At 69.4% G+C, this 16,223-nt stretch carries 15 protein-coding genes; 9 read left to right on the top strand and 6 right to left on the bottom strand.

The features are described from left to right. Nucleotides 1–60 precede the first annotated feature (60 nt). Nucleotides 61–1,353: a hypothetical protein gene (locus HDC37_RS10470; protein ID WP_179560336.1), complete on the top strand. Its 1,293-nt coding sequence runs from the start codon at nucleotides 61–63 to the stop codon at nucleotides 1,351–1,353. A gap of 27 nt (nucleotides 1,354–1,380) precedes the next feature. Here the strand turns inward: HDC37_RS10470 and HDC37_RS17215 are convergent, their stop codons facing one another. From HDC37_RS17215 to HDC37_RS10455, 4 genes are all read right to left on the bottom strand, one after another. Then, nucleotides 1,381–1,608, bottom strand: a complete 228-nt coding sequence (locus HDC37_RS17215) for a hypothetical protein (RefSeq protein WP_257021430.1) — start codon at nucleotides 1,606–1,608, stop codon at nucleotides 1,381–1,383. A 64-nt stretch (nucleotides 1,609–1,672) separates the two neighbouring features. Next, entirely contained in the window at nucleotides 1,673–2,773 is a 1,101-nt protein-coding gene (locus HDC37_RS10465; protein WP_257021429.1) for a 13E12 repeat family protein, read from the bottom strand. A gap of 78 nt (nucleotides 2,774–2,851) precedes the next feature. Then, a complete protein-coding gene (locus HDC37_RS10460; RefSeq protein WP_257021428.1) occupies nucleotides 2,852–3,796 on the bottom strand; it encodes a hypothetical protein in 945 nt (314 codons plus the stop codon). Between the two features lie 37 nt (nucleotides 3,797–3,833). Next, complete coding sequence (locus HDC37_RS10455; protein WP_179560526.1) at nucleotides 3,834–4,526, bottom strand: NTP transferase domain-containing protein; 693 nt, start codon at nucleotides 4,524–4,526, stop codon at nucleotides 3,834–3,836. 193 nt (nucleotides 4,527–4,719) lie between these two features. Here HDC37_RS10455 and HDC37_RS17410 point away from each other — a divergent pair, with 193 nt between their 5' ends. From HDC37_RS17410 to HDC37_RS10440, 3 genes are read left to right on the top strand one after another with little or no spacing between them, the layout of a single operon-like run. After that, nucleotides 4,720–6,243 carry an ATP-binding cassette domain-containing protein gene (locus tag HDC37_RS17410; RefSeq protein ID WP_308472173.1) on the top strand — a complete coding sequence of 508 codons (1,524 nt, stop codon included), beginning with the start codon at nucleotides 4,720–4,722 and terminating at the stop codon, nucleotides 6,241–6,243. Next, nucleotides 6,219–7,787: a hypothetical protein gene (locus HDC37_RS10445; RefSeq protein ID WP_179560335.1), complete on the top strand. Its 1,569-nt coding sequence runs from the start codon at nucleotides 6,219–6,221 to the stop codon at nucleotides 7,785–7,787. The genes HDC37_RS17410 and HDC37_RS10445 overlap by 25 nt, the downstream gene beginning before the upstream one ends. A 48-nt stretch (nucleotides 7,788–7,835) precedes the next feature. Then, a complete protein-coding gene (locus HDC37_RS10440; protein WP_179560334.1) occupies nucleotides 7,836–8,099 on the top strand; it encodes a DUF3039 domain-containing protein in 264 nt (87 codons plus the stop codon). Nucleotides 8,100–8,103: 4 nt separating this feature from the next. On the opposite strand, the gene HDC37_RS10435 is transcribed toward HDC37_RS10440, so the two are convergent. After that, nucleotides 8,104–9,441 carry a nicotinate phosphoribosyltransferase gene (locus HDC37_RS10435; RefSeq protein WP_179560333.1) on the bottom strand — a complete coding sequence of 446 codons (1,338 nt, stop codon included), beginning with the start codon at nucleotides 9,439–9,441 and terminating at the stop codon, nucleotides 8,104–8,106. Nucleotides 9,442–9,499: 58 nt separating this feature from the next. Here HDC37_RS10435 and murI point away from each other — a divergent pair, with 58 nt between their 5' ends. From murI to HDC37_RS10415, 4 genes are all read left to right on the top strand, one after another. Next, complete coding sequence (gene murI, locus HDC37_RS10430; protein WP_179560332.1) at nucleotides 9,500–10,327, top strand: glutamate racemase; 828 nt, start codon at nucleotides 9,500–9,502, stop codon at nucleotides 10,325–10,327. A 9-nt stretch (nucleotides 10,328–10,336) separates the two neighbouring features. After that, entirely contained in the window at nucleotides 10,337–11,080 is a 744-nt protein-coding gene (gene rph / locus HDC37_RS10425; protein ID WP_179560331.1) for a ribonuclease PH, read from the top strand. Between the two features lie 2 nt (nucleotides 11,081–11,082). Next, nucleotides 11,083–11,682 (top strand): RdgB/HAM1 family non-canonical purine NTP pyrophosphatase, encoded by a 600-nt coding sequence (gene rdgB, locus HDC37_RS10420; protein WP_179560330.1) that lies wholly within the window; start codon nucleotides 11,083–11,085, stop codon nucleotides 11,680–11,682. Between the two features lie 97 nt (nucleotides 11,683–11,779). Further along, nucleotides 11,780–12,697, top strand: coding sequence for a cation diffusion facilitator family transporter (locus HDC37_RS10415; protein ID WP_179560329.1), 918 nt, complete (start codon nucleotides 11,780–11,782; stop codon nucleotides 12,695–12,697). Here the strand turns inward: HDC37_RS10415 and HDC37_RS10410 are convergent, their stop codons facing one another. Then, nucleotides 12,698–15,226: an ATP-dependent DNA ligase gene (locus HDC37_RS10410; protein ID WP_179560328.1), complete on the bottom strand. Its 2,529-nt coding sequence runs from the start codon at nucleotides 15,224–15,226 to the stop codon at nucleotides 12,698–12,700. 46 nt (nucleotides 15,227–15,272) lie between these two features. Between HDC37_RS10410 and HDC37_RS10405 the strand changes: the two genes are divergently transcribed. Next, the gene (locus tag HDC37_RS10405) at nucleotides 15,273–16,172 is read left to right on the top strand and encodes a Ku protein (protein WP_179560327.1); all 900 of its coding nucleotides are present in this window, start codon (nucleotides 15,273–15,275) and stop codon (nucleotides 16,170–16,172) included. Nucleotides 16,173–16,223 lie beyond the last annotated feature (51 nt).

Raw genomic sequence — 16,223 nt, 5'->3', positions numbered from 1 at the left:
TTCCGGTCGTCTGCCTGCACCCGTCGATCATGTCACGCGACCGCTGGCTAGGCTGGACGGGTGAGATGGGTGTCCGACGCAGGGAAAGCTCTCGCCCTGGTGCGGCGGGCTCTGGACAATCGGACGGCCGTCGCCGAGGTGCGTCGACGGCAGGCGGCCGCCCCACCTCTTCCGAAGGATCACTACAGGATCGCGGTGTACTTCGCCGATGGCGCGGTCAACATGTATCAGATGCGTCAGTGGTACCGCCCCCTGCAGGAGCTGGCGCGCACCTGGCCGGTCGTCGTGCTCAGCCGCGCTGTCACCGGTGCGCGCGCCATTATGGAGGACGATGCCCTGCCGGTGGCGTTCGTGCCGACGGTGCGCGATCTCGAGCAGTTCCTCATCGAAGAGGACATCCGGATCGTCTTCTACGTCAACCAGAACACACGCAACTTCCAGATGTTCCGCTATGGACGGCGTTGGCACGTGTTCATCAATCACGGCGAGTCCGACAAGATGTACATGACCACCAATCAGTACAAGGCCTACGACGTCGCCTTCATCGCGGGGGATGCCGCTCGCGACCGGTTGTCGAGGGTGCTGTGGGACTACGATCTCGAGCGTCGCACCCGGCAGATCGGCCGGCCCCAGGCCGACCACTACGCCGGATCGGTGCCCTATCCGATCGATGGGCGCACCGTGGTGCTGTACGCGCCCACCTGGGAAGGTGACCGCCCCTCGGCGCACTACGGTTCCATCCGCACCCACGGGGAGGCCCTGGTGACGGCGCTCCTCGCCACCGGCCGTCACCGCGTCGTATACCGTCCCCATCCGCGGTCCGGTGTCGTGGACCCCGAGTACGGCGCGGCGAACCGGCGCATCATCGCCGCGCTCGCCGAGGCGAATGCCGCCGACCCATCGGCGCACCACGTCTTCGACGACAAGCCCGAACTCGGGTGGCAGCTCGCCGCGACAGACATCGCCATCGCCGACATCTCCGCCATGGTCTACGACCGCCTCGCGGCGGGCAAGCCTCTTCTCATCACACGACCCGCCGACCCGGCGGCCGCCATCGACGCGCACGGCTACCTTTCGGCCTGCGAATGGCTCGACGCCGGCCGTGCGTCGGAGGTCGTCGCCGAGACCGAACGCGTGCTGGGGGATCCCGAGGCCGTCTCCCGCCTAGAGCACTGGGTGCGCCACTACTTCGGTGACACCACGCCCGGGGCTGCCTCGGCGAGGTTCCATGCTGCCGTGGCGGATCTCATGGCCTCATGGGAGGACTGGCACTTGCGAAGCGCGGAGCCGGAGGATGGCGAGGAAGATGTCCAGGACTCCTCAGACCGCGAGGGGGAAGAGGAGCTCGACTGACGTCCCGAGGATCGGGTCACCCTGACCTCAGAAGGGTGCGGGCGCGTGTGGGTCGTCGACCGGTTCGTCCGTAAGCCGGAACTCGATGCCGGGGTTGGTCCATGTCGCCCAGAGGTCGTCGGGGAGGTCTTCTTCGGGGGTGAAGTGCACCCCGTGGCCGGGTGGATTGTCGATGTAGACCCGCCCGGTGGGGGAGGTCCATTCGATGACCCCGCCGGGGAGTTGTCGGATCTTCCAGGCGGTGAACTGTTTCATGCTGTGATGTCGTTGGCACAGGCAGCAGAGGTTGCAGATCTCCGTCTTCCCACCCAGTGCGGCGTCATGGTTGTGGTCGACCTCGCATTTCCTCGCGGGCATCCGGCAACCCGGGCCACCGGCAGTGCTTGTCGCGGCCTTTGAGGAACCGGACCATCCCTCCGGTCGGCCGATACTGGTCCACCGCCATCGTCAACCCGGTGATCGGGTGGACAAGCAGCCGTTCCCACGTCCCGTCACCGTTTCCCGCCAGCAACCGAGCGGTCTTGGCGTCGATCGGTCCCACCCCGGCGAGATCGCACGGGACGTCGCTTTGCCCCATGAGGGCCATGACGGGGATGACCACCTGCACCTTCGCCGTGATCGCGCCCAGCCCGCCGGGCCGGTCAGTGTCGCGGGTCGGTGTGAGGGTCGGGGTGGAGGTGAGGAGAATGTCGGCGAACACGTCGGCGCGGACCTCGTCGAGCGACCGGGTATCCGCCGGCACGTCGCTATCCGCCCCGGGTTCGCGGGCGTCGATGACCTCGTTGGCCTCGTCGGTGAGGTGGTGGAAGATCGCCTCGATCAGCACGGTGGACTGCACCGCCCGCAACTCCGACATCCCCTGCCCGACCGTGTAGCGGACGATCCTCCGCTCCCGGAACGCCTCCGCCTGCCGCTCCGTCAACGTGCGCGGGTGCATCCGCTCCGCGATGAGCTCCAACTCCGCGCGGGCACGACCCGGGGTCTCATCCAGGCAGATCTCCGCCGCGAGCTGATCGAACTCCCCCTTCGACCCGATCGGGATACGCCGGCCGATGTCTTCCACCACCGCGACGTGCGCCCGGGTGATCAGGCCCTTCTCCAGGCAGTGCACCGTCGCCGGATAGTCGTTCACCAACGCGAACGCACCATCGATCTGGCGTTGCACCGACCGGTCCGACAGTCGCACCGCCGCGGCGATCTCGGCCGCCACACCCCGCAGCGCCATGTCGCGGTCCCGCACCACCGCGGGCGATCCCTCCGCGAGCCGCGCCGCGAAAGCCCCCGCCTCCGCCAGGACCCGAGCCTGCGCCGCCTCCGCCGCCGCCAACCAGGCCTGCGCGGCCTCCACCTCGGCAAGGATCCCGGTCAGCTCGGACCGGTCCTCGTCGCTGAGGAGAGTGAGCCGCGGGTTCGAACGCATGTATGAAGCATCCCACCACCCTCCGACACTCACACCCGAAACTCTCAACCACAGGTCGAACCGAGTGAGCGACGGTGGTCAGGAGCTTGCGTGCTTCCGTCCCTCGCCGTCCTCCCTGGAGATCGCGTCGGTCTTCCGCCGGGCCTCTCGCCGCTTTCGCCCCGGGTCGATCGCGCGCGCCATCGTCCCGGTCGCTCCGGCGACCACCACCCCGGCACGTCGCAGGCCCCCCACGGCCGCGGACTCCACCCGCCGGGCTCCGGGCCGCGGCTCCACATCGGTCGGCAGGATCTCCGGGGGAAGCCCGAAGGCGCGTCGGGAACCGACGAGCACCCGCCGACCGAGGATGTGATTTCCCGCGCCTCCGACAGCGGCGCCGATGCCGAAGGGCAACGCCTTGCCCAACCAGCTCGCGCCTCCGCGGGCGGCGAACTGCCGGACGAAGGTCGATTTCAAGCGGTCGACCAGAGGGCCAACGGCTGCGCGGGGGAGGGACTTCGTGATGATCTCACCCCAGTACGATTCGCGGCCCGGACCCGCGCCGCTCGCCTGCTGGGCGAGCTGACGGAGCAGGTCCACCCCCTCGGTGCCGAGCATCAGGGTGAGGACCAGCGCGCGCGCTCGATCCGGGTCAGCCACTGCGATCCCGTGCACCTCGGCGATGGACTGGGCGAAGAGCGTCGTCGCTTCGAGGAAACCCACCGTCTCCACGCCACTGAGGGCGAGGGTGACGCCCGTACCGACCCCCGGCACCACGGCGGTCGCTCCGACCGCAGCCCCACCTGTGGTGACGGCGGTGAGGTAGCGGCGTTCGAGGATGCGGACGATGGCGGCGGGCGTGGCATCCGGGTGTCGAAGCCGGATGCTGCGCAGATGCGCGAGCACCACGGGACGCTGGATGGCGATGACCCGATCCAGGAAACGGATGACGTGCGGATGCTCTTCGGATCCAGCCGGCGGGAGGCCTCCACGCCAGGGTGCGTCGTCCGTCATCGAGTGGATGCGGTGCACCTTCTCAACCATGCCGGCGATCCTGCGAGCCGGGTGAAGTCACGGCAGGTCAGACGAAGAGATTCGCCCGCGCGAGGTCTTCAGCGAAGTCCACCTCGACCGCGTAGAGGTCGGAGATGTCCATCACTCGCAGCTGCAGGCCGTCCTCGAGGATCGCCAGTTCGAGGGCGCGCTCGAAGTAGTCCTGGTCGGCGACGCGGTTCAGCTGCCGGATGAATGCGCGCTTGTCGCGGCTGGAGATGTAGTTGATGCCGACAGCCTCGCCGATTCCGCCCGAGACGGTCTTGGACAGCTCCTTGACGAAGCCGTCCTCGTCGAGGGTGTACTTGACCTCCTCGTCCGAGACCTTCGCCGTGTTGACGGTTACGAAGGAGCGGTCGTTCTCGATGAGGTCGATGGCCCGGCCGAGCACGCGCGGGTCGAACACGACGTCACCGTTCATCCAAAGCACGCCGCCCTTGCCGGTCGCGCCCAGGGCGCGAAGCAGCGACTTGGACGTGTTCGTCTGGTCGTACCGGTCGTTGTACACGTAGTCCACGTCGGGGAACGCGTCCACGATGGCCTCGGCGCGGTAGCCGACCACCGTGGTGATGCGGGCGGCGTCGCCGAACGCGGCACGGATGTTGTCGTGCTGCTGCTGCATGATGCTTCGGCCGTCGTTCAGTTCCGTGAGCGGCTTCGGCAGGCTGCGGCCGAGTCGCGAGCCCATGCCCGCGGCGAGAATTACGGTCTGAACGGTCAAGATCTGCTCCTGGAGTGTGTGATTCACGGTCGGTTAACCGACTGGACACTCCGTTGTGCCCATCTGATGGTAGCCATGCCCGCTGTGAGGACGCATAATACCTTCCCCTCGTTGCAGCTTTGTGATATATCGAACGACGACGGTTCCCTCACAACCCGTTCGCCGAATCGGATGCGCTTGATAGCGTGATGCAGTGACTCCCTCACTCCCGATGCCCGACGACGCTGATACGGCCCGAGCCGACAGTGACGACCATGGCGTTGTGGCGCGTGAGGTCGAGATCAAGCTGGTGCCTCCGCTCGCGCCATCCTCGCCGAAGGATGACACGGACGCGGGCCCGCCGGCCGAGGTGAGCGATGCGGCGATAGCCAAGAAGGCCGCGCCGCGCGCACCCCGTGCCCCGCGGAAGACCACGGCGCGCAAGAGTCCCGCCCGGAAGACACCGACCTCGCCGCGCCAGGAGCAGGAGTCACCCCGTGGCGTCCAGGCCGGACCGAGCGTCGCCGAACCGGCTTCTGATCCCGGCGCCTCGGCGGCCTCCGCGGTCGTCATTCCCCCGATTCCTCCCCTTCCCTCCGTCTCGGATGACGCGATCGTCATCCCGCCGCGTCCACCTCTGCCACCGCCCCCCGTGACGGTTCCGGCTCAGGACGCGGAGGACCAGCAAGCCCCGGTCGAGGAAGCCCCGGTCGGGGATGCCCCGGTCGAGGAAGCACCGGTCGGGGATGCCCGGGTCGAGGAAGCACCGGTCGAGGAAGCACCGGTCGGGGATGCCCCGGTCGAGGAAGCACCGGTCGAGGAAGTTCCCCTCGAAGCGGCGCCGGTCGAGGATGCCCCGGTCGATGCGGCTCTGCCGCCGGATGGAGACGTCGATACGGCTCCCGCCGACGATGCGGACGCCCCGCCTCTCTCGCTCACCCTCGCTGACAGCCTCGACCTCCCCGAGCCCGACGTCGACCACGCAGCCCTCACGGTGCGCGGAGTGTCGAAGTCGTTCGGCGGGACGCGGGCGGTCGATGGGATCGACCTCACGATCCCCGCGGGCACCTTCTACGGCCTGGTGGGGCCGAACGGTGCGGGCAAGACGACCACGCTCTCGATGATCGCCGGGCTGCTGCGACCCGACCGGGGCACCATCCGCGTGGGCGACGTCGATGCCGGAGCCAAGCCCCTCGAAGCCAAGAAGCTGATGGGCGTGCTGCCCGACCGGCTGCGTACCTTCGACCGACTCACCGGACGCCAGCTCCTCTATTACTACGGCGTGCTCCGAGGGCTTCCCTCGTCGGTGGTCGAGGCGCGAAGCGCCGACCTCGCCCGAGCATTCGACCTCAGCGACGCGCTGCATCGCGTCGTGTCGGATTACTCGGCCGGGATGGTGAAGAAGATCATGCTCGCGGGCGCGCTGATCCACTCGCCGCGGCTCCTGGTGCTGGACGAACCGTTCGAGTCGGTCGATCCGGTCTCCAGCGCCGTGATCCTCGACATCCTGTCGGCCTACGTCTCGCACGGCGGCACGGTCATCCTGTCCAGTCACGGGATGGAATTCGTCGAGCGCGTCTGCTCCCGGGTCGCGGTCATCGTGGCGGGGCAGGTGCTGGCGGAGGGCACCATCGACGAGGTGCGCGGCGAACTGACGCTCGAGCAGCGCTTCATCGAGCTGGCCGGAGGCCTGAGCGATGTGGAAGGCCTGGAGTGGTTGCACACGTTCTCCGACTGAGAGTCGCTCTCCTCGTCGGTGCGCTGCGCGGCGATCGACGCCACCTCACCCGGATGATCCTCGGATCGATCGTTCTCATCGCGGCGGTCGCGGCCGGTTGCTGGGCCCTTCTGACACTGGCCGACGCGCGCGCGGGCGTCGTGCTCGCGGTGACGGTGCTCGGCGGTTCGGGCGTCACCCTCGGGTTCGCTCTCGCACCGGTCGTGGCCTCTGTCTCCGACCCCCTCGATCCGCGCCGGTTCGCCGTCCTCGGGCTCGCGCCGCCCCCGCTGGCCGCGACGCTCGCGGTCGCCGGTCTGGTGAGTGTCCCGATCGCGGCGCTGACCGCCATCGCCGTGGCGGTCGGCGTCACCTGGGGCGAGCTCGGCGCGCCGTGGTGGGCGATCGCGCTCGGCATCGTCCTCGCCGTCATCACGTGCGGCCTGCTCGCTCGCGTCGGCATGGCGGTCACCTCGCTGTTCCTCCGCGAGCGGCGCTCTCGCGAACTGACCGGACTGTTCATCCTCGCGGTGCTCGTCGTCGTCGTTCCCGTGGGCGTCTTCCTCGCCTCGCTGGAGTGGCGCGGAACCGTTCCCTCCCAGCTGTCCGAGGCCATCGAGATCCTCGCCGTCACACCGCTCGGCGCGGCGTGGGCGTTCCCCGGCCTGGTGGTGACCGGGGCTGAGGCGGCCCCGCTGTCGTTCCTCGTCGCATTCCTCACCGTCGCTGCGCTGGCGGGGCTGTGGTTCTGGCTGGTCAGGGTGCTGCTCACCACCTCCGAGCGCCCGCTCACCGGTCGCGAGCGCGGCGGCCTCGGCTGGTTCGCCGTCGCCCCGGGCACTCCGGGCGGCGCGATCGCAGCGCGAAGCCTGCTCTACTGGCTGACCGACAGGAGGTACCTGGTCAACGTGCTGGTGATCCCGGTCGCCGCAGCGCTCACCGTCGTGCCGCTCCTGGTGGCGGGTGTCCCGCTCGAGATCGCGGTGCTCGTGCCCGTCCCGGTGGCCGCACTCTTCTTCGGGTGGCTGCCCCACAACGACCTCGCGTACGACTCCACGGCTGTCTGGATGCACATCGGCAGCGGGGTCCGCGGCGCCTCGGATCGGATCGGGCGCCTCGTTCCGATCCTTCTCATCGGCGTCGTCCTGCTGGCCGTGGCGGTTCCGATCAGCATCTCGCTCCACGGCCGGTGGTCGGCGCTGCCGGCGATGACCGGGCTCTGCGCTGCGCTGTTCCTGTGCGGACTCGGGCTGTCGAGCATCTCCTCGGCGACCTGGCCGTACCCGGTGACACGTCCCGGGGACAGTCCTTTCCAGCAGCCGCAGCGCACCGGATCGGGTGGAGCGCTGGCACAGGCGTTCGTCATGATCGGCGCGATGCTGCTGAGCGCCCCTGTCGCATGGTGGGGATGGCTGTCTCTCGGCGGGGACGAGGAGGCGACGACCCTCGCGCTCTGGGGCGGGCTGGCGATCGGGGGCTTCACGGCGATCGCCGGCATCGCGGTGGGTGCCGCTGTCTTCGAGCGGCGGGGAAGCCGCATCATGGAGTTCGCCGAGTCGTCCTGAGCGCTCGGTCCTGCCGGGCGCCGGAGAGCGCGGGTACACTTTTCCCTCATGAGCACGCCCCTCGACAGCCCTGACCAGGGCGGCCTCGCCACCCTCGACCGCGAACTCGAAGAGCTCATTCGGGAGGAGAGCCTCGAGCCGGGCGACCACGAGCGGTTCTCGCACTACGTCAAGAAGGACAAGATCCTCGAGTCGGCGATCACAGGTAAGCCCGTCCGGGCGCTGTGCGGGAAGAAGTGGACCCCGGGCCGCGACCCGGAGAAGTTCCCGGTCTGCCCGACCTGCAAAGAGATCTACGAATCGATGGTCTGAGGGTTCACGCGACGTCCACGAAGACCGTCGGCAGCGCCGGGTCCGAACGAGAGAGCGCGAGCGCTGTGACGGGGAGTTCCTCACGGACGCGCGCGTGATGCGCGCGGGCACGGGCGACCCCTTCTGACCCCAGCGCCGACGGATCGGTGTCACCGGCCTCGACCAGCACCGCCTGCAGCGGACGGGCATCGGGGTGATCGACATGGGTGGCCATCTGTTCGAAACCATCGGAGACCGCGATGAGTTCGGATGTCGCGGTCCCCGCATCCAAGGTGCGGAAGGCGGCCTTCCGGCCGCCGCGCGAGGCCTTGTCGGTGGATGCCTTCGCGACGGGAACCCAGCCGCCCGCGGCATCCTGCCGTGCGACGAGTTTGTAGACCATGCCGGCGGTCGGGGATCCCGACCCGGTGACCACGGAGGTTCCGACGCCGTAGGAGTCCACCGGTGAGGCGGCGAGGGCCGCGATCGCGAACTCGTCGAGGTCGCTGGTCACGGTGATCTTCGTCCGCGTGGCGCCGAGACGGTCGAGTTGGGCGCGCACCGCAGCGGCAACGGCGGGGAGGTCGCCCGAGTCGATCCGCACCCCGCCGAGCTCCGGTCCTGCGACCCGGACCGCGGTCTCCACCCCCGCCTCGATGTCGTAGGTGTCCACGAGCAGTGTCGTCCCCACCCCCAGCGCGTCGATCTGCGAACGGAAGGCGTCCTCCTCGGTGTCGTGCAGAAGCGTCCAGGCGTGTGCGGCTGTCCCCATCGTCGGAACCCCCCACTCCCTGCCGGCCGCCAGGTTGCTCGTCGCGGAGAAGCCGGCGATGTACGCCGCGCGCGCTGCGGCGACCGCCGCACGCTCCTGTGCCCGCCTCGACCCCATCTCGGCCAGCGGTCGATCCCCGGCGGCGACGCTCATACGCGCCGCTGCGGTGGCCACTGCGGAGTCGTGGTTCATCACACTCAGGGCCAGGGTCTCGAGGACCACAGCCTCGGCGAACGTCGCTTCGACGACGAGGATCGGCGAGCCGGGGAAGTACGCCTCGCCCTCGCGGTAACCGTGGATCGTGCCGGTGAACCGGTAGTGCTCGAGGAAACGGAGCGTTGCGGCATCCACGACCCGGTGGTCGCGGAGGAACCGCAGTTCGTCGTCACCGAAGCGGTACTCGGCGAGGAGGTGCAGGAACCGGCCGGTGCCGGCGACGACGCCGAAGCGGCGCGCTCCGGGAAGGCGTCGGCCGAAGAGCTCGAACACGCAGCGTCGCTCGGCGGTCCCGTCCCGCAGGGCCGCGTCGAGCATGGTGAGCTCGTAACGATCGGTCAGGAGCGCGCTGGACGATGCGGCGGATGGGCTCATGGCGGTCACTCTATCGACGGGCGCGGGGCCGGGGCGCCGCGGCGTAGGCTGGATGACCGTGAACGATGCGCCGATCGGAATCTTCGACTCGGGGGTCGGCGGTCTCACCGTCGCCCGCGCTGTGTCGGCGCAGCTGCCGCGCGAGTCGATCCTCTACATCGGAGACACCGCGCGCTCACCATACGGGCCCAAGCCCATCGCCGACGTGCGTCGCTACGCCCTGGAAGTCCTCGACACGCTCGTCGAGGAGGGCGTGAAGATGCTCGTCATCGCGTGCAACACCGCCTCGGCCGCGATGCTGCGTGACGCTCGCGAACGCTACGACGTACCCGTCGTCGAGGTCATCGGACCCGCCGTCCGCACCGCGATGTCGACGACGCGCAACGGTCGGATCGGCGTCATCGGCACGGACGGGACGATCGGGTCGGGTGCCTACCAGGACATGCTCGAGGTCAACGCGCGTCTGGAGGTTTTCGCCCGGGCGTGCCCCGCGTTCGTCGACTTCGTCGAAGCAGGGGAGACCGACACCCCTGAAGTCCTCGCGACCGCCGAGGAGTACCTCGCTCCGCTCCGCCATGCCGGCGTCGACACCCTCGTCCTCGGGTGCACGCACTACCCGTTCCTGGAGGGAGCGATCAGCTATGTCATGGGACAGGGCGTGAGCCTCGTCTCCAGCGACACCGAGACGGCGAAGGACGTCTATCGTCAGCTGGTCAGCCGCGACCTGCTCGCCGGGCCCGATGCGGTCGCGCGTCACGTCTATGAGGCCACCGGCGCCTCGGCCGACGACTTCGTGCGCCTCGCCCACCGACTCATGGGCCGCGAGGTGCGCGACGTGCGTCTCGTCCAGACCGGCGCCATCGACCTGCCCGCATCGCGGGCTTGAAGGAGACACATGTCCGAGATCATCCGTGCCGACGGCCGCAGCCCCGGCGACCTTCGCCCCATCACCATCGAGCGAGGGTGGAGCGCACAGGCCGAGGGGTCTGCGCTGATCTCGTTCGGCGGGACCAAGGTGCTGTGCACCGCCTCGTTCACCAACGGGGTGCCCCGCTGGCTCACCGGCAAGGGCAGGGGCTGGATCACCGCCGAGTACGCGATGCTTCCGCGCGCGACCAACGAGCGCAACGACCGTGAGAGCGTCAAGGGACGGATCGGCGGCCGCACGCACGAGATCTCCCGCCTCATCGGACGGGCGTTGCGCGCGGTCGTCGACACCAAGGCGCTCGGCGAGAACACCATCGTCATCGACTGCGACGTGCTCCAGGCAGACGGCGGCACGCGCACGGCCGCGATCACCGGTGCCTACGTCGCCCTCGCCGACGCGATCGAATGGGGGCGCGCGAAGAAGTTCATCGGGCAGCGTTCGACGCCTCTCATCGACTCCGTGGCGGCGGTGTCGGTCGGGATCGTCGACAGTGAACCGATGCTGGATCTGGCGTACGTCGAAGACGTGCGCGCCGAGACCGACATGAATGTCGTCGTCACCGGTCGCGGCCTCTTCGTTGAGGTGCAGGGCACGGCCGAGGGCGCACCGTTCGACAAGCGCGAACTCGACGCTCTCCTCGAACTGGCGCTCACGGGCTGCGCCGATCTCCGCGACATCCAGGCGGCGGCGCTGACGCCGAGCGAGGACTGAGGATGCCGCAGCCGATCGTCCTGGCCACACACAACGCCCACAAGGTCGCAGAGTTCCAGGCGATCGTCCAACGGCTCCGTCCCGACCTCGTGGTCACCGGCTACGACGGCCCCGAGCCCGTCGAGGACGGCGTGACGTTCGCGGCGAACGCGCTGATCAAGGCGCGGGCGGCGGCTGCGCACACGGGTCTTCCCGCGCTTGCGGACGACTCCGGCATCCGTGTGGACGTGCTCGGCGGCGCCCCGGGGGTGTTCTCCGCCTACTGGGCGGGGCACCGCAAGGACGACGCCGCCAACCGCGCGCTGCTGCTCGACCAGCTCTCCGACATCCGCGATCCCTATCGTTCGGCGCAGTTCGTCTCGGTGATCGCCCTCGTTGTGCCGGACGGGGAGGAGCAGACCGTGGAAGGCGTCTGGCCGGGCCGGCTCGCCACGGCGGAGCGGGGGGCGGGAGGCTTCGGCTACGACCCCATCTTCATCCCCGACGCGCAGCCGAGCGGGTCGGAGCGGACGGTCGGCGAGTGGGAAGCGCAGGAGAAGAACGCCCACTCCCATCGAGCCCGGGCCTTCGAGCTCCTGGCGCCGCTGCTGTCTGCTCTCTGAGTCTTCGCGGCGGGCCGAGTACCGGCTGAAAAGGACTCTCATTCCCGACAGGCGCTTCTGGCTCAGCGGCAACCCGTCCCAGATCTAGCCTGGAGGGGTGCACACCCATCCCGAGCCCGCCGGCGGCTGGCGCAGCGCCTCGAGCCGTCGGCTCCTGGCCATCTCGCTCGGGATCACCGCGACGGTCATGGTGGTCCAGGTGATCGGGGCGATCCTCTCCGGTTCTCTCGCCCTCATCGCCGATGCGGCGCACATGTTCACCGACGCAGCAGGCCTCGTCATCGCTCTTCTGGCCGCCGTCGTGGCGGCACGCCCCGCCACCGACCGTCGCACCTACGGCTATCAGCGGGCGGAGGTGTTCGGCGCCCTCGCCAACGGCGTCATCCTCATCGTCCTCGCCGCGTGGGTCGGCGTCGAGGCTGTCTCACGGCTGATGGATCCCGGCGACGTCGAGGTCGCAGGCGGCGTGATGCTCACCGTCGCGGTGATCGGTCTCATCGCGAACGGCGCGGCCATGTGGCTGCTGAGTGCGGCCCAGAAGACGAACCTCAACGTCCGCGGTGCGTATCTCGAGGTGCTGGGCGACCTGCTCGGCTCGATCGCGGTGATCATCGCCGCCGTCGTGATCGTCCTGACCGGCTGGGCGCCGGCCGATGCGATCGCGTCCCTTGCGATCGCGGCGATGATCGTGCCCCGGGCGGTGGCGCTCCTGCGGGAGGTCGCGTCGGTGCTCAGCGAGGCCGCCCCGCGGGGGATGGAGGTCCGCGACATCCGCACCCACATCCTCGGCACCCCAGGCGTCGTCGACGTGCACGACGTCCACGTCTGGCAGCTCACTCGTGGCGCGCCGGTCTTCAGCGCGCACGTGGTCGTGTCGCCGGACGTCATCGCGGAGGGTCGGTCGGATGCCGTGCTGCGCGATCTCCAGGGCTGCCTCTCGGAGCATTTCGACGTCGCCCATTCGACGTTCCAGGTCGAGGGCGCCGGGCACGTCGAGCGCGACTCCCACGCCTGATCAGTCCTCGCGGACCACCTCGTCGGCGCGCTTGTCGGGACGAAGTCCCCGCCACCGGGAGTGGCGCAGGATGCCCGTCGGAGTGAACTCGCCGAATTCGACCTCGGCTACGAGCACCGGACGAACCCAGGTGACCCCGCGGGTGTCGGCGGCGGGGACACCCACGAGGGGGTTCTGATTCGTGGCGAGGGGGGCGAGACGCTCCTGGAGTGCGTGGAGTTCGCGGTCGCTGAAGCCCGTTCCGACTCGCCCCGCGTACCTCAGCCCGTCCTCACCCGGGATGCCGAGCAGCAGGGAACCGAAGGTGCCTGCCCGGCCGCCCTGACCCGGACGCATCCCCGCGACGACGACCTCCTGGGTTCGAGTGAGCTTGACCTTCAGCCACGACTCCGACCGTGCCCCCCGCCGGTAGGGCGATCCCGGATCCTTGACCACGATGCCCTCGAGCCGAAGTCGTCGGCTGGTCTCGAGGGCGATGTCGACGTCCTCGAACACCGGCGGCGTCACAATGGCGGGGATGGTTGACGCACCGAGGTGCTCCAGAATCGCTCGCCGATGCCGCAGCGGCAGCCCGGTGACATCCTTCCCCTCGGCGGCCAGCACGTCGAAGAGGTAGTAGTGCACGGGGGTGCGGCTCGCCTCGCGGGAGATGTCGCCCTCGCGCACGAGATTCATCCGGGTCTGGAGGAGGGGGAAGCTCGGGCGGCCATGGTCGAGGGCGACGAGCTCGCCGTCGACGATCGCCGGGCTCTCGCCGAGCCCGGCGTCCACGGCGGTAATCTCGGGATAGCGCTCGGTCAGCTCGTTGCCGCTGCGAGCCCAGAGCCGCAGACGCCGACCGTCCCAGACGCCCACGGCACGAATGCCGTCCCACTTCGCCTCCGCCCACGCCGGAGAACCCCAGCGTGCGGCGTCCGAGCGTGCGCGGGCGGGGCCGGCGGACGTCGACAGCATGGGGGCCAGGTCCCGTGCGCGGGGAGGCCACGACGCTGCGGGCGCGGGGTCGAGGAGAGGCTCGAGCTCGTGCTCACCCGCTGCGGGCCCCTGCACCGGTCCGGCGGGCGCGGAGGACAGCCGGGGAGGTGACGCCGTGACCGGCTGCGCATCCGCTTGCGGCCTGCCCGCGGCATCCGTCTTCATGCGGTGCAGGAGCCAGCTCGATTTCTCGCCCTCGCCACCGGTTCGGATCAGCGCGAGCCGCACCCGCCCGAGCGGTCCGCCCGGGCGGCCTTCTGCGGTGAAAATGATCTCGTCGTCGCGCCACTTCTCGGCCTCGTAGTGGCCGGTGTCCCAGATCGTCATGGTCCCCGCTCCGTACTGCCCGGCGGGGATGGTGCCTTCGAAGGCGGCGTACTCCATCGGGTGATCCTCGGTCATGACGGCGAGAGTGTTGCGGGCTGTCGAGTGGGGGATGCCGCGGGGCACCGCCCAGCTCACCAGCACGCCGTCGCGTTCGAGGCGCAGATCCCAGTGGAGGCGCGAGGCGTGATGCTCCTGGATCACGAACGACGCCAGCCCGTCGGCCGGTGCCGGGTGGGCTTCGGGCACCGACGGCACAGGCTCCGGCGTTGCGCCGGCCGTTCGTTTGGCGATGTAGGCGGTGAGGGGCGCACCGCCGTCTCGACGGGAAGCGGTCGCGGCGCTCCGATCGAGCGCCGCAAGCGGGTCGCCCATCCCTTCCACGCGGTCCAGGACCTCGTCGAACCGGAGATGACGCAGGTCGGGGTCATCCAGCTCGGCCCACGTGCGCGGCGTCGCCACCGTCGGCTGTGCTCGGCCGCGGAGGGAGTACGGCGCGATGGTGGTCTTCGAGCCGTTGTTCTGACTCCAGTCAATCAGCACCCGCCCATCGCGGACCGACTTCTTCATGCTGCTCACCACGAGGTCGGGGTGGTCGGCCTCGATGGAGCGGGCGAGTTCATGCGCGAGGCGCGACGCTCGCTCGCTCGTCTGGCCGGGCGGAAGGGCGCAGTAGAGCTGCAGACCCTTGCTGCCGCTCGTCACCGGGTACGGCTCGAGCCCCATGGGGGTGAGGATGTCGCGGGCCCATCGCGCCACCTCCGCGCACTCGGCGAGGCCGACCCCGCGACCGGGGTCGAGGTCGAGGACCAGCCGGTCCGCGTCGCCGCGTTCGCCGTCGGCGGCGAAGCGCCACTGCGGCACGTGCAGCTCGAGGCTGGCGACCTGCGCGAGGTAGACCAGGGTCGGGAGGTCCTCGACCAGCGGGTACTCCTTCGTGCCGCTCGAGTGCGGGATCGGCATCCTCGGCACCCAGTCGGGGGCGCCGGGCTCGAGGTCCTTGGCGAAGAACGACATCTCCGGGTGCGCCTCGGTGCCCACGCCGTCGGGCCAGCGCTTGCGGGTCACCGGCCGGCCCGCGACGTGGGGGAGCAGCACGGGTGCGATGCGGCTGTAGTACGCGATGACCTCGCCCTTGGTGGTGCCGGTGTCGGGGTAGAGCACCTTGTCGAGGTTCGTCAGACGCAGCCGCCGGCCGCCGATGCGGACCAGTTGCTCATCGCCGGGCATGGGGCAAGGGTAGCCGTGAGCGGTGTGACAGGTGTTCACTGGTGTGATGAGGTCGATCTGGAAAGGCGCGCTGACGTTCGGGTTGGTCAACGTGCCGGTCAAGGTGTACTCGGCGACCGAGGACCACGACGTGTCTCTCCATCAGGTGCACAACAAAGACGGTGGGCGCATCCGCTATCAGCGCGTGTGCGAGATCGACGGTGAGGTCGTGCCCTACAGCGACATCGATCGTGCCTACGACGACGGAGCGCAGACCGTGATCCTCACCAAGGACGACTTCGACGCGCTTCCCGCCGAGAAGAGTCGAGAGATCGACGTGGTCGAGTTCGTACCCAGCGAGCAGGTCGATCCGCTGCTGTTCGACAAGGCGTACTACCTCGAACCCGATTCGGCGTCTCCCAAGGCCTACGTGCTGCTGCGTCGGACGCTAGAGCAGACCGATCGCACCGCGATCGTGCGGTTCTCGCTGCGGCAGAAGACCCGGCTTGCGGCGCTGCGGGTGCGCGGCGATGTGCTGGTGCTCCAGACCCTGCTGTGGTCCGACGAGGTGCGTGAGGCGGCGTTCCCGTCGCTGGAGGAGGACGTGAAGATCTCGGGCAAGGAGTTGGAGCTGTCCGCTGCGCTCGTGGACAGCTTCGCCAGCGACTTCGACCCGACCGAGTTCACCGACGACTACCAGGAGGAGCTGCGCACCCTCATCAAGGCCAAGATAGAGCAGGGCGACGCCATCGACACGGCCGAGACCTTCGGCACCGAGGACGAGGGCGACGGCGGCGGGGAAGTCATCGACCTCATGGAGGCGCTCCGCGCCAGCGTGGAGCGCTCGCGCGCGGCACGATCGGGCAAGAAGGATGACACACCGTCGGGGAACGCGAGCGGTTCGGCCGAATCGGGCGGCGCCGCGAAGAAGAAGACACCCCGCAAGAAGGCCGCCAAAGCCTCATAGCAGCGCCGGTCACGGTGAGCCGAGGGTACGCCCGGCGCTGGCTTTCGGAAG

Origin of the sequence: Microbacterium sp. AK009 (assembly GCF_013410955.1) — a bacterium.
In the GTDB taxonomy this organism is placed as follows: domain Bacteria; phylum Actinomycetota; class Actinomycetes; order Actinomycetales; family Microbacteriaceae; genus Microbacterium.
This window is presented reverse-complemented; position numbering and strand designations above follow the sequence as displayed.